General features: G+C 72.5%; 15 protein-coding genes. 10 read left to right on the top strand and 5 right to left on the bottom strand.

Annotated features, from left to right (window positions below):
• Positions 1 to 46: 46 nt before the first annotated feature.
• The 3 genes from ACWEOZ_RS04795 to ACWEOZ_RS04785 are packed head-to-tail and all read left to right on the top strand — an operon-like array spanning position 47 to position 3,411.
• A complete protein-coding gene (locus ACWEOZ_RS04795) occupies positions 47 to 997 on the top strand; it encodes an aromatase/cyclase (RefSeq protein WP_451909418.1) in 951 nt (316 codons plus the stop codon).
• Positions 990 to 2,618 (top strand): FAD-dependent oxidoreductase, encoded by a 1,629-nt coding sequence (locus ACWEOZ_RS04790; RefSeq protein ID WP_451909417.1) that lies wholly within the window; start codon positions 990 to 992, stop codon positions 2,616 to 2,618. Before ACWEOZ_RS04795 ends, ACWEOZ_RS04790 begins: the two co-directional genes overlap by 8 nt.
• A 19-nt stretch (positions 2,619 to 2,637) precedes the next feature.
• The gene (locus tag ACWEOZ_RS04785) at positions 2,638 to 3,411 is read left to right on the top strand and encodes a cyclase family protein (RefSeq protein WP_451909416.1); all 774 of its coding nucleotides are present in this window, start codon (positions 2,638 to 2,640) and stop codon (positions 3,409 to 3,411) included.
• Positions 3,412 to 3,464: 53 nt separating this feature from the next.
• Here the strand turns inward: ACWEOZ_RS04785 and ACWEOZ_RS04780 are convergent, their stop codons facing one another.
• From ACWEOZ_RS04780 to ACWEOZ_RS04760, 5 genes are read right to left on the bottom strand one after another with little or no spacing between them, the layout of a single operon-like run.
• Positions 3,465 to 4,538 (bottom strand): glucose-1-phosphate thymidylyltransferase, encoded by a 1,074-nt coding sequence (locus ACWEOZ_RS04780; protein ID WP_451909415.1) that lies wholly within the window; start codon positions 4,536 to 4,538, stop codon positions 3,465 to 3,467.
• Positions 4,535 to 4,822 carry a hypothetical protein gene (locus ACWEOZ_RS04775; RefSeq protein ID WP_451909414.1) on the bottom strand — a complete coding sequence of 96 codons (288 nt, stop codon included), beginning with the start codon at positions 4,820 to 4,822 and terminating at the stop codon, positions 4,535 to 4,537. Before ACWEOZ_RS04775 ends, ACWEOZ_RS04780 begins: the two co-directional genes overlap by 4 nt.
• The gene (locus tag ACWEOZ_RS04770; RefSeq protein WP_451909413.1) at positions 4,819 to 6,327 is read right to left on the bottom strand and encodes an amino acid adenylation domain-containing protein; all 1,509 of its coding nucleotides are present in this window, start codon (positions 6,325 to 6,327) and stop codon (positions 4,819 to 4,821) included. Before ACWEOZ_RS04770 ends, ACWEOZ_RS04775 begins: the two co-directional genes overlap by 4 nt.
• Positions 6,324 to 7,466: an acyl-CoA dehydrogenase family protein gene (locus tag ACWEOZ_RS04765; RefSeq protein WP_451909412.1), complete on the bottom strand. Its 1,143-nt coding sequence runs from the start codon at positions 7,464 to 7,466 to the stop codon at positions 6,324 to 6,326. The genes ACWEOZ_RS04770 and ACWEOZ_RS04765 overlap by 4 nt, the downstream gene beginning before the upstream one ends.
• Positions 7,456 to 8,529, bottom strand: coding sequence for a ketoacyl-ACP synthase III family protein (locus ACWEOZ_RS04760; RefSeq protein ID WP_451909411.1), 1,074 nt, complete (start codon positions 8,527 to 8,529; stop codon positions 7,456 to 7,458). The genes ACWEOZ_RS04765 and ACWEOZ_RS04760 overlap by 11 nt, the downstream gene beginning before the upstream one ends.
• 205 nt (positions 8,530 to 8,734) lie before the next feature.
• Here ACWEOZ_RS04760 and ACWEOZ_RS04755 point away from each other — a divergent pair, with 205 nt between their 5' ends.
• The 7 genes from ACWEOZ_RS04755 (at position 8,735) to ACWEOZ_RS04725 (ending at position 18,497) form a co-directional block, all read left to right on the top strand.
• Complete coding sequence (locus tag ACWEOZ_RS04755) at positions 8,735 to 9,955, top strand: nucleotide disphospho-sugar-binding domain-containing protein (protein WP_451909410.1); 1,221 nt, start codon at positions 8,735 to 8,737, stop codon at positions 9,953 to 9,955.
• Positions 9,952 to 10,932: a dTDP-glucose 4,6-dehydratase gene (gene rfbB, locus ACWEOZ_RS04750; RefSeq protein WP_451909409.1), complete on the top strand. Its 981-nt coding sequence runs from the start codon at positions 9,952 to 9,954 to the stop codon at positions 10,930 to 10,932. Before ACWEOZ_RS04755 ends, rfbB begins: the two co-directional genes overlap by 4 nt.
• Positions 10,929 to 11,891: an NAD-dependent epimerase/dehydratase family protein gene (locus ACWEOZ_RS04745; protein ID WP_451909408.1), complete on the top strand. Its 963-nt coding sequence runs from the start codon at positions 10,929 to 10,931 to the stop codon at positions 11,889 to 11,891. Before rfbB ends, ACWEOZ_RS04745 begins: the two co-directional genes overlap by 4 nt.
• Entirely contained in the window at positions 11,888 to 13,192 is a 1,305-nt protein-coding gene (gene rfbH, locus ACWEOZ_RS04740; RefSeq protein WP_451909407.1) for a lipopolysaccharide biosynthesis protein RfbH, read from the top strand. The genes ACWEOZ_RS04745 and rfbH overlap by 4 nt, the downstream gene beginning before the upstream one ends.
• A 17-nt stretch (positions 13,193 to 13,209) precedes the next feature.
• A complete protein-coding gene (locus ACWEOZ_RS04735; protein ID WP_451909406.1) occupies positions 13,210 to 14,562 on the top strand; it encodes an NDP-hexose 2,3-dehydratase family protein in 1,353 nt (450 codons plus the stop codon).
• Positions 14,562 to 15,563, top strand: coding sequence for a Gfo/Idh/MocA family protein (locus ACWEOZ_RS04730; protein WP_451909405.1), 1,002 nt, complete (start codon positions 14,562 to 14,564; stop codon positions 15,561 to 15,563). Before ACWEOZ_RS04735 ends, ACWEOZ_RS04730 begins: the two co-directional genes overlap by 1 nt.
• Before the next feature lie 189 nt (positions 15,564 to 15,752).
• Complete coding sequence (locus tag ACWEOZ_RS04725; protein ID WP_451909404.1) at positions 15,753 to 18,497, top strand: hypothetical protein; 2,745 nt, start codon at positions 15,753 to 15,755, stop codon at positions 18,495 to 18,497.
• The last annotated feature ends 10 nt before the right edge of the window (positions 18,498 to 18,507 follow it).

Below are 18,507 nucleotides of genomic sequence, written 5' to 3'. Positions count from 1 at the left end.
CGGCGCCGGCGGGCGAGCGCTCACGAGGAGAGAAGGGCGACCAGCAGTGACCCGACCCGAACGACACCACACGAGCCACGTGACCGAGATCGACGCACCCCCGGACGTGGTCTACCGGATCATCGCCGAGGCCACCGACTGGCCGCTGCACTTCACCCCGTCGATCCACGTGGAGCGCACGGCGATCGACGACACCAGCGAGCGGCTGCGGATCTGGGCCACCGCGGGCGGGGAGGTGAAGACCTGGACGTCGCGGCGCGACCTCGATCCGCGGCGGCACCGCATCGCGTTCCGCCAGGAGGTCTCCACCCCGCCGGTGGCGGCGATGAGCGGGGAATGGGTGCTGGACCCGCATGCGGACAACCGCACCCGGGTGACCTTCCACCACCACTTCGACGCGGTCGACGACGATCCCGCCGGGGTGGAGTGGATCAACGGGGTGATCGACAAGAATTCCACCGTGGAGCTCGCGGATATCAAGGCCCTGGCCGAGAACCGCGACCGGCAGGACGAACTCACTCTCTCCTTCACGGATTCGGTACGGATCCAGGCTCCCTCCGCAGCCGTGTACGACTTCCTCTATCAGGCGAAGAAGTGGCCGGACCGGCTCGGACACGTCGTGGAGATGGACCTGCGCGAGGACGTGCCCGGCATCCAGTCCATGCGGATGCGCACCAGGGCCCGGGACGGCTCGGTGCACACCACCGAATCGGTGCGGATCTGCTTCCCGGAGCAGGGGCGGATCGTCTACAAGCAGGTCGTCACGCCACCCCTGATGACCGTGCACGTCGGCGAGTGGACGATACGCGAGACGGTCGACGGCCTGGTGGTCAGCTCCCGGCACGACGTGGTCCTCAACGAGGCTGCCTTCGGCGCGGTGCTCGGCGAGGGCGCCGGGGCCGGCGCCGCCCGGACAACGGTGCGCAACGCCCTCGGTGGGAACAGCGTGATGACGCTCAATCTGGCCAAACGATTCGCCGAGGCCCACGATGCGTGAGGCCGACGTGCTCGTGGTCGGCGCGGGCCCGGTCGGGCTCACCGCCGCCCACGAGCTGGCCCGCCGCGGGATCCGGGTGCGGCTGGTCGACGCGGCTGAGGCCCCCGCGACCACCAGCCGGGCCCTGGCCGTGCACGCCCGGACCCTGGAGCTGTGGCACCAGATGGCGGTGTTGCCGGACCTGCTTCCGCGAGGCCGGCGGGTGGAGCACTTCACGCTGCACCGCGACGGCCGGACACTGGTCCGGTTCGACACCAACTACACGGCCATGCCTACCCGCTTTCCCTTCAGCCTCATGCTCGACCAGGTGGTCACCGAGGAAGGCATGCGGGCGGCCGTACGCCGGCACGGGGTGGACATCGAGTACGGCGTCCGCCTCACGTCCCTGCAGCAGGACGGCGATCGGGTGACCGTGCAGCTGAGCAAGCCCGGTGGTGAGGACGAAGAGTTCACGGTGCCGTGGCTCGTCGGCGCCGACGGGGCCCACAGCGTGGTGCGTAAGCAACTCGGGCTGCGCCTCATCGGCGATGCCAGCGAGACCTGGCTCAACGCCGACATGGTCCTCGACGTCGACCTTCCGCCGGACAGCAACCACCTGCTGCAGACCCGGCACGGCGGCATCCTGCTGGTGCCGTTCCCCGAAGCCGGGAAGTGGCGGATCATCGACACCGCCGACGCTCACGGCGAGCAGGACTGGGAATCGGTCCGGGTGCGCCTGACCGGAAAGCTCCGGGCCGCCCTGCGCCGCCCGGTGCACGCCGAGGCGCCGACCTGGGTCTCGGTCTTCGCCGTGCAGCAGCGGATGGTGGAGCGGATGCACTCCGGGCGCTGCTTCGTGGCCGGCGACGCCGCCCACGTGCACAGCCCGGCCTCGGGCCAGGGCATGAACACCGGCATACAGGATGCGTACAACCTGGGCTGGAAGCTGGCCGCCGTGGTGCGCGGGCAGGCGACGGAGGAAGTGCTGGACTCCTACGACGCGGAGCGGATGCCGGTCGGTGCCGCCCTGCTGCACTCCACCCGGACCGCTACCGCTCTGGTGGCGCTGCGCAACGTGCTTGCTCCGGTGCTCGTACCGGCGGGCCTGGCCGTGGTGCGCCGCATCACCCCGCTCAAGCGGCGCATCGAGGGCAAGATGATCCGCGGGTTCTGCGGGCTCACCCTGCACTACGGCGACGGCCCGCTCAGCCTGGCCGGGTCGGCCGGGCGGATTGCGGCCGGGCACCGTGTCGAGTGCGACGGGGGCACGGCCCGGGACAGCGCCGGCTGGCGTTCCCTGTGCGAAGAGCTGACCGACCCACGCTGGACGCTGCTCGGCGTACCGGCGGAAGGCCCGGGGGAGGGCCCGTTGACGGACGTCGACACCACCTGGAGCGACGCCGTCTCCGTGCGGGCAGTGACCGAGCACGGCGACCGCGGCCCGCATCCGCTCGCGGATCCCGGTGGGCGGCTCCGCGCGGATCTCGGACTTGCGGCCGCCCGGTACGCGCTGATCCGGCCGGACGGGTATCTGGCCGGCGTCGGCCCGCTCGCCGAGCTCGGCACGGCGCTCAGCGCGATGTCCTTCGCGACCCGCACCTCCGAGGTCCCCGCCGGTTCGGGGACGGGGGAGACCCGATGATCCAGCCTGGAGGAGTGACATGCGCATAGTGGATCTGTCGTCGCCGATCGACGCGTCCGGCTGGGAACCGAACACCGTGACGCACGAGATCATGTCCGCGGCCGACGGTGCCGCCCACATGGCCCAGCGGATGCGCGAGAACTGGAACGTGGAGTTCGACCCGGCGGAGCTGCCGGACGGCGAGCTGCTGACCCTCGATACGCTGACCTTGACGACACACACGGGCACGCACGTCGACGCGCCCTCGCACTACGGCTCCACGGCGGCGTACGGGACTCCCCGGCACATCGACGAGATGCCGCTCGACTGGTTCCTGCGGCCCGGCGTGCTGCTCGACCTGAGCGCCGAGCCGGTGGGCACGGTCGGTGCCGAACGGCTCACCGCGGCCTTCGAGGAGATCGGCTACACCCCGCAGCCGCTGGACATCGTGCTGCTGCGCACCGGCGCCGACCGCCTGGCCGGCACGCCGAAGTACTTCACCGACTTCCTCGGCCTCGACGGCGCGGCGACCAACCTCCTGCTCGACCTCGGGGTCCGGGTCATCGGCACCGACGCCTTCAGCCTGGACGCGCCGTTCGGCTACATGATCGAGAAGTTCCGCGCCGGCCGGGACCGGTCGGTGTTGTGGCCCGCCCACTTCGCCGGCCGGGAACGCGAGTTCTGCCAGATCGAGCGGCTCAGCAACCTGGCCGCTCTGCCGCGGGCGACGGGCTTCACCGTCTCCTGCCTGCCCGTGAAGATCACCGGCGCGGGAGCGGGATGGACCCGGGCGGTGGCACTGCTCGGCAACTGACCGCACGCCGACGTCCTGGCTCCGGGAAACCGGGGCCAGGACGTCGGCTTCTGTCAGGGGAGTTCCGGCGACGCGGCGACCGAGACGGCGCTGTGGTCGCCGACGACCAGGCGGTGGGTGCCGGTCGGGGAACCGTCCACCCGGGCGCGGCGCCCGATGAGCGAGCCGCTGACCTCCCGGACGCCGCGCATCGAGGCTCCCTCGAGCACGATCGAGTCGCGTACGCCGGTGTTCTCCAGCAGGCAGTCGGCCCCCACACACGTGTACGGGCCGAGATGACTGTCCACGACCACGGTGTCCGGGCCGATGACCGCGGGCCCGTCGACAACCGAGCGGACGAGCTGAGCGCCGGTGGCGAGCACCACGCTGCCGCGCAGCCGGCTCTCGTCGTCGACCTTGCCGTGGATCGCCGTCTCGAGCGTGTCCAGCACACTGCGGTTGCAGGCCAGCAGGTCGTCGACCTGGCCGGTGTCGCGCCAGAACCCCTCGACCCGCGCGGCGCGGACGGTGTGGCCCCGGTCGATCATCCACTGGACCGCATCCGCGATGTCCAGTTCGCCGCGGCGGCCGGGCTGGATCGCCCGGACCGCCTCGTGGACCTCCCGGCTGAAGAGGTAGACCCCGACCAGGGCCAGATTGCCGGCCGGCTCCAGCGGCTTCTCGACGACGCGGATCACCCTCCCCGCGTCGTCGACTTCCGCGATGCCGTACTCCTGCGGGCGGTCCACGGACCCGACCAGTAACAACGTCGCCGGGCGGGTGGCCTCGAACTCGCGCACCATCGCCGTGACGCCGGACTGGACCACGTTGTCGCCCAGGTACATGAGGAAGTCGTCGTCGCCGAGGAAGCCGGCCGCGATCCGGACCGTGTGCGCCAGCCCCAGCGGCTGTTCCTGACGCAGGTAGCGCACCCGCAGGCCGAACTCCGCTCCGTCGCCGACCGCTTCCTCGATGTCGTGTCCGGAGCGGACGACGACGGCCACGTCGGTGATGCCCGCGTCGCGGATGGCCTCCAGGCCGTAGAACAGCACCGGTTTGTTGGCGATCGGCACGAGCTGCTTGGCCATCGTGTGACTGATCGGGCGCAGCCGGGTGCCGTACCCGCCGGCCAGCACGAGGGCCTTCACGTCCCGTCCTGCCGGGCCGGGGCGGGTGAGCTGTGGATCATCGCGGCGACGCTGCGCACGTCCTTGAGATTGCGGGCGCTGACCTGGGCCGCCGGAACGACGACGTCGAACTGCGTACGGATGAAGTTCAGCAGCACGGCCGTCTTCAGCGAGTCCAGCACGCCCCATTGCAGCAACGGCGTGGTCTCGCTGAGCTCCCGGCCGAGGTCGCCGTCGAGGAACCGGTCCCGGATGAAATCGAGCAACTGCTCGGTGATCTCCGCTGCGGTGCGGTCGTCGGTCATGACACGTTCTCCTTAATGGCTACCTGTTCGAGCAGGGCGCCGCGATCGACCTTCCCGTTCCGGGTCCGCGGCAGGTCACCGACCAGGTGCAGGGCGTCGGCGATCATGTATCGCGGGAGACGTTCCGCGCTGTGTCGTTTGAGAGCGAGCAGCCCGGGCGCGCGCCCGGCCACCGGCACCACGTACGCCTCGAGACGAGCGGTCGCACCCTCGCCGACGACGATGACGGCGGCCTCCTCCACGTCGGGATGAGACGCCAGCACGGACTCCACCTCACCGAGTTCGACGCGGTGGCCGCGAATCTTCACCATGTGGTCGCGGCGTCCGATGTAGTCGTACGCCAGGTCGGGCCGCATTTCGACGATGTCGCCGGTAGGGTACGGCCCGTGCTGCGGCGGGCCTCCCCAGTAGCCCAGCATGACCGTCGGCCCGTCGACCACCAGTTCGCCCTGCTCACCCGGCGCGGCCCGGGTGCCGTCCGGCCGGCGCGCCCACACTTTGTCGCCACTGCACGCCGTGCCGATCGGCACCGGACGGTCCCGGCGCAGATCCGCCGGGCGTACCTCGTGGAACGTGCAGACATTGGTCTCCGTGGGCCCGTACAGGTTCAACAGCCGTGCGCCGGTCCAAGCGGCCAGTCGACGCACCTGCGCGATGGGGAACGGCTCGCCGGCGAAGAGCACCGCCCGCAACGACGGCGGGGCGGGCCGGTCGAACAGCCCCTCGCGGGCCATCAACGTCAGCGCGGACGGGACCGAGTACCAGACGCTGATCCGCCGCTCGTACAGGAAGTCCACCAGCTGTCGCGGTGCGTACGCGAGCTCGGCCGGCACCAGGTCCACGGCCGCTCCCACGGCGAAGGACACGTACAGGTCCAGCACCGACAGGTCGAAGGTCAGCGGTGCGTGGTTGGCGAACCGGTCGTCCGGCGCGGCGCCGAGCTCGGCGACCGCCCAGTCGACGAACGCCCGGGCGTTGCGGTGGCTGATGCAGACGCCCTTGGGTGTACCGGTCGAACCGGAGGTGTACAGGATGTAGGCCAGGTCGTCGCCGGCAACCTCCGCGTCGACCGGGGGACGGCTCCCGGCCCGCATCGTCTCGCCGGGCGCCGGAAGGGCCAGGCAGGGCACCGCGGCATCAAGCTCCGCCCTCAGCGGTTCCAGGCTCTGCGGGTCGGCGAAGGCCGCCGCCGCGGTGCAGTCGCGGGCGATGAAGGCGACCCGGCCCACCGGAGCGGTGCCGTCCGCCGGGACGTACGCGGCACCCAGCCGCAGCACCGCTTGCATGGCGGCGACCACGGCCACGGACTTGTCCCCCCAGATCAGGACCCGGTCTCCCGGCTCCACGCCCGCCGCGGCGAGCTGTCCGGCGAGCGCGTCGGCCAGCCGGTTCACCTGCTCGTACGTGGCGTGACCGGTCTGGTCCGCGACGGCGTCCCGGCCGGGGTGCCGGCGAGCGGAATCGAGCAGCAGCCGGTGCAGGCCGATCCCGGGCAGCGGTCTCACAGCATGACCTCCGTGGCGATCAGCTCTCGCTGGATCTCCGTGGTGCCGGAGAAGATCGTGCTCGGGACGGAGTCGCGCAGCTGCTGTTCGATCCCGGTCGGCACCAGGTAGCCGGCGCCGCCGAAGAGCTGGATCGCGTCCAGGCTGTTGGCCACCGCGGCCTCCGACACGGCGACCTTCGCCATGGCGGTCGCCGCGACGTCGGCGCGACCCTGATCGATCGCCCAGCAGGCGCGGTACAGCAGCAGGCGGGCCCCGGCCAGCCGCTGGGCCATCGCCGCGATCCGGTGGGACACCGCCTGGAAACTGCCGATCTTCTGGTTGAACTGCCGGCGGTCACGCGTGCGCTGAACGCACCGGTCGAGCTGGCGCTGCATCTGGCCCAGGTAGATGGCGAAGAGGCAGGCCCGCTCCCAGAGCATCGAGTGGTGGAAGACAGCCGTGCCCTGGCCGGGCTCACCCAGGCAGTGGCCGGCCGGTATCCGGCAGCCGTCGAACCGCACCCGCGATGCCGGACAGCCGTGCAGGCCCATCTTCTCCATCGGCGGACCGACCTCGACGCCGGGAAGGTCCCGGGGGACGACGAAGCCGCTGAGACCGAGGAAACCGGCGGCCGGGTCGGTGACCGCGTACGCGACGAAGACATCGGCGAGCGGGCCGTTGCTGACGAACGACTTCTCCCCGGTGAGCACGTACCCGTTGCCGTCCGGAACCGCCGTCGTCGTCAGCGAGACGATGTCCGAGCCGGCTTCGTCCTCGGTCATCGCGTTCGCGGCGATCACCGAGCCGGCGGCCAGACCCGCCAGCAGATCACCCCGGATCCGGGGGTCCGCGAAGTCGCGGATCGGGACGGCACAGGCGAGCAGGTGGGCCGCCACCGCGAAGGGCAGTCCCAGCTCCGTGCAGCCCTCGCCGAACGCCTCCAGGCTCAGTGCGGTGTCCAGTGCGCCGAGGCCACCGCCGCCGTACTCGACGGGCAGGCAGGAACCGGTCAGCCCGGCCCGGGCGACCGCGGACCAGTCGGCCCGCTCGAAATGCGCACCGGGATTGCGGCCCGCTCGCAGCCTGTCGAGCTCCCGCGCGCTCTCCCGGATCTCGGTGCCGCGCTTGCGCTGCTCGGGGCTCAGATCAAACTCCATCGGCCCGGTCCTCCGGCCGGACGGCCGTGGCCCACTGCGGAATCTCCAGGATGGTGATGATGACCGCGCTGACGCAGTACCCGGCCGAGCCGCCGATGAGCATGACGTGGTCACCCACCGCGAGCTGACCGGTGGTCAGCAGGTGGTCCAGCGACAGGAACTGGTCGCAGGCGCCGACGTGCCCGATGGTGCGGCCGTAGTCCCAGGTCGCCCGGGACAGCGGCAGACCGAGGGGATTCATCACCAGGGTCTCGATCATGCCGGGTTCCACGTTGGTGAACGCGATCCGGGACAGCTGGTCGGCTTCCAGGCCGGCCTCGGACATCGTCTCCTGCATGACCGTACTGACGATCTTGGACAGGCTCGCCCCGATCTCCGGCAGGCCCCGTTCCGAGCCGGCCAGGAACTCCTGCATCCGGCTGAGGACGTCGAACTGCGGCCGTACCGGTTCCGCCGGTTCGTGCAACGAGCGGTCGCCCCGGTGGATCCCCTCCAGCTCGGGATCCATCAGCGAGTTGACCGCCTCCACCCGGGCGAAGCCCCGCCCGGTGTCGAGCAGAACCGCCGCGCCACCGTCGCCCAGCACGATCCCGGGCCCGGCGCTGCGCCACCGGTCGATGCACGGCGACGTGGCGTTCAGCGAGGTCGTGAGCAGCGCCGTGCCGCCGCGGGGGCGCAGGGCCAGCAGGCCGGCGGCGACGTAGATGGAGGACAGCAGGCCGTTGCAGCCCTGCTGGATCTCCAGCCCGTCGGTGTAACCCGCGCCGAGTTGCCGGAGCAGGTAGCCGACGACGGAGAACTCCTCGGAACCCTGCCACAGCAGGGCCGAGTGGATCAGCAGGTCGATCTCGGCCGGTCGCCGCCCGGCCCGGGTGAAGGCCTGGCGCGCGGCATCCAGGGCCAGGTCGATCGGTGCGGCTCCCTCGGCGATCCCGATGCCGCTCACGCTCCGCTCCGGCGACTCGTCGCCGTACCAGTCCCGATCGGTGATGTCCCCGGGGCTCAGTCGGTTCGGGGGCAGATAGGTGCCCACGGCCTGCAGGTAGAGGCTGGACGGTCTCACGCCTACTCCTTCCGGTCCCGCGACCCGCGACCGCGGTCACGTCGGGCGCAAGGATCTCCCCGTCCGGTCGAGGATGCGCCGAGGGTCGCTCGTGGCACCGCGGCTCGAGCGATCCTGGAAGGTCGCCGCCGATGATGGGCGCGCCACGCATCCGGCGTCGGCCGCTTTCCATCTGCCGTCACGGCGACACGTCGAGGAGATGCTGATGAGATTCCTGTTCGTTCCGCTGTCGTGGCCGAGCCACTACCTGCCGCTCGTGCCGCTGGCGTGGGCGTGCCGGTCCGCGGGACACGACGTGCGGGTGGCCGGCCAGCCCGCCGTCCTCGGCGCCGTCCACGAATCCGGTCTCACCGGTGTCGACCTCGGCCCGGGTTTCGACTTCCAGGACGGGATCGCCCAGTTCCGTGACTTCGCCGTGCGCGAGTTCGGCCGGGTGCCGACCACCGACCAGATCCGCGCCCTCGCGCCGGAGGACGCCCGGCGCTTCAAGGCGGGTTCGTTCGACATGCACCTCAAGGTGGCCGCGGCCATGGCGGACGGCCTGGTCTCGCTGGCCCGCGCCTGGCGCCCGGAGGTGGTGGTCGCCGACCCGCTGGTGTTCGCGGCCCCGCTGGCCGCGGCCGCCGCCGGTGCGCCGCTGGTCCGCCACTTGTGGGGGCCGGACGTGTCCCGGCAGTTCGGCCATCCCGGCTCGGGCGTGCGCCCCGGCACCGACGTCCGCGCGAGCTGGCCGGCCGGGCTCACCGAGCTCTTCCAGCGGCACGGCGTCGAGCCGGCCGCCGACTTCGCCGATGGCATCGTCGACCCGTGCCCGGACGCCATGCAGCTCCCGGACCTGCCGAACCGGATACCCGTGCGCCACGTGCCCTACAACGGCCCCGGGCCGGTGCCGGCCTGGCTGCTCGAACCGCCGGCCCGCCCCCGGGTCTGTGTGACCTGGAGCGCCGCGACGACCTTGTTCATGGGTCCGGAGAGTTTCCTGGTGCCGCGGATCCTGGAGGCGCTCGAGGCCCTCGACATCGAAGTCTTCGTCGCGCTCGGCGACGAGGACCGCCGCCTGCTCGGTACGCCGCCGGCGGGCGTACGCGTGGTCCAGGTGCCCCTGAACCTGCTGCTGCCGACGTGCGCAGCGATCGTGCACACCGCGAGCGCCGGAACCCTCCTCACGGCGCTCGTCGCCGGCGTGCCGCAAGTGGTCATCGCTCAGGGCGTCGCCGACCAGACCCTCAACGCCGTTCAGCTTGCCCGGGCCGGTGCGGGGGTCAGCCTCTCCCCGCAGGAGGCCGACGTGCCGGCGATCCGCGCCGCGGTCGTCGAGGCGCTGACCGGCCAGGGGACGCGTGCGGGAGCCCGGAAGCTGCGCGACGAGATGCTCTCACGGCCCGCCCCGGCGGAGATCGTGCCCACCCTGGCGGGGCTCGCATGAGGCTGCTGGTGACCGGGGGCGCCGGGTTCATCGGGTCGCACTACGTGCGGACTCTCGTGGCCGGCGGCTATGAGGACCACGAGCAGGCCGCGGTGACCGTGCTCGACAAGCTCACGTACGCCGGGAACCGCGCCAGCATCCCGCTCGGCACCGGCCGGCTGGAGCTCGTCGAGGGCGACATCTGTGACCTGCCGCTGCTGCTGGAGCTGCTGCCCGGCCACGACGCGGTGGTGCACTTCGCCGCGGAGTCGCACGTCGACCGCTCCATCGAGTCCGCGGCCAACTTCTACCGGACCAATGTGCTCGGCACCCAGACGCTGCTGGACGCGTGCCTGCGGACCGGCATCGAACGGGTGGTCCACGTCTCCACCGACGAGGTGTACGGCACCATCGACTCCGGCTCGTGGGACGAACACTGTCCGATCCGGCCGAACTCGCCGTACGCGGCCTCGAAGGCCTCGGCCGATCTCGTCGCCCGCTCCTACTGGCACACGCACGGACTCGATCTGTCGATCACCCGCTGCTCCAACAACTACGGGCCCTACCAGTACCCGGAGAAACTGATCCCGCTGTTCGTGACCAACCTGCTGGAGGGCCGGCCGCTCCCGCTCTACGGTGACGGCGGCAACCGGCGCGAGTGGCTGCACGTCGACGACCACTGCCGGGCCATTCAGCTCGTGCTCCGCCGGGGCAGCGCCGGTGAGGTCTACAACGTCGGCGGAGGCAACGAGTACTCGAACCGGGAGATCACCGACCACCTGCTGCGCCTCTGCGGGGCGGACTGGTCGGCGGTCCGGTGGGTCGCCGACCGCAAAGGGCACGACCTGCGCTACTCCATCGACGACACGAAGATCCGTGAGGAGCTGGGGTACGCCCCACGGACGCCGTTCGGGGTGGGCCTGGCCGAGACGGTCGCCTGGTACCGCGACAACCCGGACTGGTGGAAGCAGGCGAAGGACCGGGCGGCGCAGCAATGACCTCCGGCCCCGCGATGGTCCTCGGCGCCGGCGGATTCCTCGGGCGGCACATATGTGCGGCCTTCGCATCGGCGGGAGTGACCGTCGTCCGGGTGTCGCGCCGGCCGTCGGCGGAGCCCGGCGGCACGTGGGCCGCCCTCGACCTCGCCGGGGCCGGGTCACGACAGTTAAGCCGGCTCCTGGCGACCTACCGGCCGGCGATCGTCGTCAACGCCGCCGGAGTGGTGTGGCAGGACGACGAGCGCCGGATGGAGGAACTCAACGGCACCTTCGTACGGCGGCTGGCCGGAGTCCTGGGGTCGTCGGAACCGCCGGCCCGGCTCGTCCACCTGGGCAGCGTGCACGAGTACGGGCCGGTGCCGCCCGGAACCGGGATCGTGGAGAGCCGCGAGCCGCGACCCGCCGGCGCCTACGGGCGGACGAAGCTCGAAGGCACCCGCGGCGTGCTCGACGCCGCGGCCGGCGGGCTCGACGCGGTCGTGCTGCGGGTGGCCAACGCCTGCGGCCCGGGCACGCCGCCACAGAGCCTGCTCGGAGCCGTCGCGGCCCATCTGGCGAGACAGGCGGGGGCTGCCGGACCACCCGAGCCCTTACGGCTGGCGCCCCTGCGGGCTCGCCGGGACTTTGTCGACGTGCGGGACGTCGCCGAGGCCGTCCTGGCCGCGGCGCGGGCGCCCCGGCCCGACGTCGCCTCCCGGGTCGTCAACGTGGCCCGCGGAGAAGCGGTGGCGGTCCGGTATCTCGTCGACCGGCTGGTGCGGCTCAGCCACCTGCCGGTCCGGATCGAGGAGCTCGATCCGCCGGCGGCGGTGCGCTCCGCCATCGAATGGCAACAGGCGGACATCACCCTGGCCCGGACCCTGCTGGGCTGGAAGCCACGGCGTGGGCTGGACGAATCGCTGCGGGACACCCTCGTGACCGCGGGCATCCGACCGAACGACAGTGAGGTGTGGCAATGAGCGTGCACAAGCAACTGCTGCTGGACGAGGTCCGCAAGTTCCATCAGGACACTCAGGACACCAAGGGTTTCGTTCCCGGGGTCACCGAGATCTGGCCGTCCGGGGCGGTCCTGGACGAGAACGACCGGGTCGCCCTGGTCGAGGCGGCACTGGAGATGCGGATCGCGGCCGGGGCCAGCTCACGCCGTTTCGAGTCGGCCTTCGCCCGCAAGATGCAGCGGCGCAAGGCGCATCTGACCAACTCCGGCTCCTCGGCGAACCTGCTGGCCGTCACCGCGCTCACCTCACACCTGCTGGAGGAACGGCGGCTGCGCCCGGGCGACGAGGTGATCACCGTCGCCGCGGGCTTCCCGACCACGGTCAACCCGATCCTGCAGAACGGCCTGGTGCCGGTGTTCGTCGACATCGAGCTCGGGACGTACAACACGACTGTGGAGCGGATCGCGCGGGCCGTCGGCCCGCGTACCCGGGCGATCATCCTGGCGCACACGCTCGGCAACCCGTTCCCGGCCGCCGAGCTGGCCCAGCTCGCCCAGGAGCACGACCTGTTCCTCATCGAGGACAACTGCGACGCGGTCGGCTCCACCTACGACGGCAGGCTCACCGGCACCTTCGGCGACCTGAGCACCGTCAGCTTCTATCCCGCGCACCACCTGACCATGGGGGAGGGCGGTTGCGTCCTGACAGCGGACCTCGCGCTGGCCCGCATCGTCGAATCGCTGCGGGACTGGGGCCGCGACTGCTGGTGCGAGCCCGGGGAGAGCAACAAGTGCCTCAAGCGATTCGACTACCGGCTCGGCGGCTTGCCGGCCGGCTACGACCACAAGTACATCTTCTCCCACGTGGGCTACAACCTGAAGGCGACCGACCTCCAGGCCGCCCTGGGACTCAGCCAGCTCGCCCGGATCGACGACTTCTGCGCCGCCCGCCGGCGCAACTGGCAACGCCTGCGGGAGGGCCTGGCGGGCGTACCCCATCTGGTGTTGCCGGAGGCGACGCCGCGCAGCGACCCGAGCTGGTTCGGCTTCGTCATCACGGTGGAGCCCGGCGCGCCGTTCACCCGGTCCGCGCTCATCAACTTCCTCGAGAACCGCCGGATCGGCACGAGGCTGCTGTTCGCCGGCAACCTCACCCGCCAGCCGGCGTACGCGGGCCAGGCCTACCGGGTCGCCGGCGACCTCACCAACAGCGACATCGTCACCGGGCAGACGTTCTGGGTCGGGGTCTACCCCGGGCTCACCGACGAGATGCTCGACTACGTGATCTCCTCGGTGCGCGCCTTCGTCCGCGAGCACGGCTGACGACGGGAGAGCGGCCGATGAGCACGAGCACCGCCGGCGGGCCGGCCGAGCGGCTCCACGCTTCCGTCCGCCGGACGTCGGGCGCGCACCTCACGACCGCCGACGTCGCCGGCTGGCTCGGCGAGCGCCGGCACGCCCACCGGTTCCGGGTCGACCGGATCCCGCTCAGCGACCTGCGCGACTGGTCTTTCAGCCCGGCCGACGGCAACCTGCGGCACCGCAGCGGCCGGTTCTTCACGGTCGAGGGATTGGAGGTCACCGTCGACGAGGACCCGGCGCAGCACTGGCATCAGCCGGTCATCGTGCAGCCGGAGGTCGGGATCCTCGGCCTGCTCGCCAAGGAGTTCGACGGCGTCCTGCATCTGCTGATGCAGGCGAAGATGGAGCCGGGCAACCGCAATCTCCTTCAGCTTTCCCCGACCGTGCAGGCCACCCGCAGCAACTACACGAAGGCGCACCGGGGCGGCGCGGTCCGGTACCTGGAGTACTTCACCGATCCGGCGTACGGGCGCCCGCTGATCGACGTCCTCCAGTCGGAACACGGTTCGTGGTTCTTCCGCAAGGCGAACCGCAACATGCTCGTCGAGGTGACCGGCGACGTCCCGCTCCACGACGACTTCTGCTGGCTCACCCTCGGCCAGATCGGCGAGCTGCTCCGCCAGGACAACGTCATCAACATGGACGCGCGCACCATCCTCGGCTGCCTGCCCGAACCGCCGGACGGGACCGGGGCAGCCCACTCGGACGCCGACCTGTTCTGGATCACCGCCGAGCGCAGCCGGCGCAGCCTGCGGGCCGAGCGGATCGCGCTGCGGGACTTGACCGGCTGGGAGCGTACGCGAGACACGATCGAACGTCCCGACGGCCGCTTCTTCCGGGTCGTGGCGGCGTCGGTGCAGGCGGGCAACCGCGAGGTGGCGAGCTGGGACCAGCCACTGTTCGAGCCGGTCGGCACCGGGGTGTGCGCGTTCCTCACCCGGCGGTCCGGCGGCGTCCCGTACCTACTGGTGAACGCCCGGGTGGAGGGCGGCTTCCTCAACACTGTCGAGCTCGGGCCGACCGTACAGTGTGTGCCGGCCAACCATCCCGCCGGCCGGTGGCCGCGGTTCCTCGACCTCGTCCTCGGAGCCGGGCCGGACCGGATCCGCTACGAGGCGGTGCACTCCGAGGAAGGCGGCCGTTTCCTGAACGCGGAGAGCCGCTATTTGTTCGTCGAGGCCGACGAGCGGACTGCCCGGGCCGATCCGCCGCCCGGCTTCCGCTGGGTCACGCCCGCCCGGCTCGCCGGGCTCCTGCGCCACGGCCACTACGTCAACGTCCAAGCGAGAACGCTGTTGTCCTGTCTGACCACCGGCGCGGTGGTCCTCTGATGGGTCCGCTGCGCATCGGCGTGCTGGGCACCGCGGACATCGCCCGGCGGCGCCTGCTGCCCGCCATGGCGGCCTCGGCCGACGTCGATCCGGTCGCGGTGGCGAGCCGCGACCTCGGGAGAGCGCGGGAGACCGCCCGTCCCTTCGGGTGCCGGGCGATCGCCGGCTACCGGAGACTCATCGCGGATCCGGAGGTCCAGGCGGTCTACGTGCCGGTCCCGCCCGCGCTGCACGCCGAATGGGTGGAGGCAGCCCTGCACGCCGGCAAGCACGTCCTGGCGGAGAAGCCGCTGACCACCGACCGCACCCGCACCGAGGGCCTCCTCGCCCTCGCCCGCGAGCGTGGCCTGGTGTTGATGGAGAACGTCATGTTCGTGCACCATCCGCAGCACGTGGAGGTGCTCGGGCTGATCGCCCGGGGAGCGATCGGCGAGCTTCGTGCGCTGCGGACCGAATTCACGATCCCCCGCCGTCCGGCGCGGGACATCCGCCACCGGGCGGAGCTGGGCGGGGGCGCGCTCTGGGACACCGGGGTCTATCCGGTACGGGCGGGACTGCACCTGCTGGGCCCCCGGCTCGAAATCGTGGCTGCCGCGTTGACGTCCAGCGACGGCGACCACGTCGACACCTCCGGGGCGGCACTGGCCCGTACCCCCGACGGCGTTCTCGTGCAGCTGGCCTTCGGGCTCGACCACGGCTACCGCTCGGGATACGAGGTGTGCGGCAGCGAGGGCCGGATCGTGGTGGACCGGGCATTCACGCCGCCGGCGGCGCACCGCCCGGTCATCCGCGTCGAGCAGGGCACCACGGTCCGCGAGGTCGTGCTCCCGGCTGCGGATCAGGTGGCACTGACCCTGACGGCCTTCGCGAGGGCCGTGGCCGGGGCGGGCGACGAGCAGGCGGGCATGACGCTGCGCCAGGCCGCCTTGCTCGACGACATCCGCCGATCGTCGGCGGCGGGCACGCGTGGTCAGGTCCCGCCGGCCGATCCCGGTCGATGAGGCGGTTCCGGCGGCGACGTGCCCGGTCCTCGTCGCGCAAGCCGCCGCCGGTCGGCAGCCAACCGCGCATGGTCGAACTCCTGTCTCGTCAACCGTCCGGGTCCTGATCGGCGGCCCGCGGGCGGGCATGAGCGATCGGCCGGAGACCGGCGGGCGTATTCCGGTGGACGCGGGGGTCATCATGATCGGGTGGGAGTCATCCTCTCGGGCGGTATCAGGCCGAAACCCGGGCATCGCGTGCTCGTGGCCGGCCCGGCCCGCGAGCCGGCCCGGCTCGCACCCGGTACGCCGGTCGCGGTGGGTCCCGCGGCGAGCGCCGACGTCTCGGCCGAGGTCCTGGCCCGGCTCGGGGAGCTGGTCGCCGCGGGCGGTGCGGTCGCGGCCGGGGCGGACGTCGACCTGGGGGCCGGACACCGGTCGGCGCGGATCGACGGCGGTGCCGGGGATCGCCGGGACGCGGTGCTGGCCGCGCTGGCCGTACCCGGCTTCACCGGCCGGCTGGGCCCACCGCCGGCGCTGCTGGTCGCGCTCTTCGGCCCGGACGCGACCAGACCGCTGGCCGCAGCGGCCCTCGACGCGATCACTGCCGGCCGGTGGCCGGTGCTGCGCTACGCCGTGGCCGCCGCCGACCTGCTCGGCCCCGAGCAGCTCGTCCGGCTGCTCGCGCTGCGGGCGCCGCGGGGAATCGACCCGTTCCCGTCCGGCTTGCCATCGGTCGTCGGCTCGCACCTGGGCCGTGTCCTCGGCCCGTTGTCCGGGCCGCGCCGGCTCCGGCTGCTGAGCGACCTGTGGGAGCAGGTCTGCGCGACCGGGCTGGCCCGGCAGCGCCGAGACCGGCTGCTCGCCGGCCAGCGTCGCCCGGCGGGCCACGAGGATCTGCGGGCCCGGGCCGAGCGGTTCGAGCACGACGAGATCCTGCGGCGGCTGCGCCGTCGGTTCGGCGCCGAGCCGACCCTGGTCCAGGCCGCGCTGTGGGAGCCCCCGTCCGACGTATGGTCGGCCCGCGCGGCGCGGCTGCTCAGTGACGCCCTGGCCGCGACCGTGCTCGTCCGGCTGGCGACGTCGGCGGTCGACGTCGGCTGCGCGGAGGCGCTGCGACGGCACAGCGACGAGATCACGGCCGCGATCGCCACCCTCACCAAGCGGGAGGCCACCGACGCGGGCCGGGCGGTGCCCGGCCTGTGCGAATACCCGTCGCGGCCGGTCCGCTACCTGCGGGACCTGCGGCGAATTCCGGTGGGCGGGCCGCTGAGCCCGAAACAGACCCGGTACGTGTGTGACCGGCTCGCCCTGGCCCGCGACTACGGCATGCTGGCCCTGACGAACGCCCGGGCCGATGTCGTCGACAGCCGGTTCCACGACGACGAGAGAGCCCGCCCGGCCCGTCAGGCCTGGGCCGCCACCGGGCTCGGCCCGTGGCGTGAGCAGGTCGGCTACTTCTCACCGGAACGCCTGCCCGGCTGGGAACACGCCACCGGCGAACTGACGGCGGAAACGGAGACGGTCGGCGACCTCTTCTGGTACGCCGAACTGGCCGACTCCCTGGCCCGGCTGCGCGGCAACCCGGCCGCCGAGCTGGTCATCGACGAGTTCGGCCCGTACGCGGATCCGGAAGCCGACCCGCCCGAGGACCCGCTGATGCCCCGCCTCGACGCCGTCGCAGCGGCCACGGCCGGCACCGCCCAGCTCGCCGAACTCGGCGGAACCGTGGCCCCGCGCCCGCGCACGTGGGCGGAACTCGTCGGAGGCCTGCTCGCCGGGGTCACCGCCGCGGAGGCCCAGCCGGGCCGGTTCGCCGTCCCGGCCCCGGCCGAGACCGCCGACGGCACCCTGCTGCCGGGCACCGACCTCCGGATCGAGGTGGCGCGGACCGGGCGGCAGCTCGCGCGCTGGGCCGGCTACATGGGCAACTGCATCGCCGGACCCGAGTACGCGGACGGCGCCGCGCTGGGCCGGCAGGTGCTGGTGGCCCTGCGCGGGGCCGACGAGCGGATCGTCGCCGACGTCGAGCTCCGGCTCACCGGCCGCGGCTGGCGGATCGGTGAGATGAAGGCGCGGTTCAACGAGGAACCCGATGAGGACCTGCGGCGGCGGACTCTGGACTGGCTCGCGTCGCTGCCGCTGCCCGCCGGTGAGGAGCCGGACGCGGGGGTCGAGCCGCTGCCGGCCGTACCGGTGCGGCGGGCGCAGCGACCGGCCCCGGCCGCCCGGTTGACCGCCGAGGTGGGAGACCGCCTCGGGGAGCTGGCCGAGGCCGCCCCGCCGCCGTCGCCGCTGCTCGCCGCCCTGATCGGCGCCGAGCCGGGCCCGGCGGCGCTGGTGGCCCTGCGGCGCAGCAGTCCGGCGACCCTGATCCGTGGCTGCCGGCGCCTGCTCTCCGAGGTGCCGATCGCGGAACTGTGGGAGGCGAGCGGGCGCCGGCCGCTGTCGGAGGTGGTGGCGGGCATGCCCGCGGCGGTGCGGGACAAGCTCGCGCCGCTGGGTGCGGACGTGCCGATCCCGCGGACCCTGCGTCAGGTGGCCCGGCTGCCACGGGTCGCACCGGCCCGCAACGCGGAGCTGGTGGCGATCCGCCTGCGTGCGGCGCTCGGGCACCTGCTGCGCGAGGACGCACCCGAGCTGGCCCAGGCGATGGCGGGACGGCCGCCCCGGCAGTTGCTGCGCGCGGGCGTGCTCGCTGTGACGTCGTGGGGCGGCCTGGGCGCGGCGGGGCCGGTTACCGCGGTGACCGGCCGGCGGCGGGTCCGGCTACCGGGCTATCCGCAGTCGTCGCTCAAGGACGAGCGCTGGCAGGCTGCCTGGCCGGACGCCGTCGAGCTGGGCGCCGAGCCGGAGGGATTCCGGGAGCGGATCGCCGCGCACGGCGCGCTGGTGCCGTCGTCCTGGCTCGGCGGCGGGGACTGGCCCGCGCTGTGGGGACGGGCCACCCGCTGACAGTCCCGCC

This window comes from Actinoplanes sp. NPDC004185 (assembly GCF_053603475.1).
Note: the sequence above shows the minus strand (reverse complement) of the source record. Positions and strands in the feature narration are given on the sequence as shown.

Bases quoted from the DNA above. Each gene is read 5' to 3' on its own strand.
- ACWEOZ_RS04730 (WP_451909405.1), top strand. From the start codon at position 14,562: ATGGGTCCGCTGCGCATCGGCGTGCTGGGCACCGCGGACATCGCCCGG.
- ACWEOZ_RS04785 (WP_451909416.1), top strand. From the start codon at position 2,638: ATGCGCATAGTGGATCTGTCGTCGCCGATCGACGCGTCCGGCTGGGAA.
- ACWEOZ_RS04755 (WP_451909410.1), top strand. From the start codon at position 8,735: ATGAGATTCCTGTTCGTTCCGCTGTCGTGGCCGAGCCACTACCTGCCG.
- ACWEOZ_RS04765 (WP_451909412.1), bottom strand. From the start codon at position 7,466: ATGGAGTTTGATCTGAGCCCCGAGCAGCGCAAGCGCGGCACCGAGATC.
- ACWEOZ_RS04735 (WP_451909406.1), top strand. From the start codon at position 13,210: ATGAGCACGAGCACCGCCGGCGGGCCGGCCGAGCGGCTCCACGCTTCC.
- ACWEOZ_RS04790 (WP_451909417.1), top strand. From the start codon at position 990: ATGCGTGAGGCCGACGTGCTCGTGGTCGGCGCGGGCCCGGTCGGGCTC.
- ACWEOZ_RS04775 (WP_451909414.1), bottom strand. From the start codon at position 4,822: ATGACCGACGACCGCACCGCAGCGGAGATCACCGAGCAGTTGCTCGAT.
- rfbB (WP_451909409.1), top strand. From the start codon at position 9,952: ATGAGGCTGCTGGTGACCGGGGGCGCCGGGTTCATCGGGTCGCACTAC.
- ACWEOZ_RS04745 (WP_451909408.1), top strand. From the start codon at position 10,929: ATGACCTCCGGCCCCGCGATGGTCCTCGGCGCCGGCGGATTCCTCGGG.
- rfbH (WP_451909407.1), top strand. From the start codon at position 11,888: ATGAGCGTGCACAAGCAACTGCTGCTGGACGAGGTCCGCAAGTTCCAT.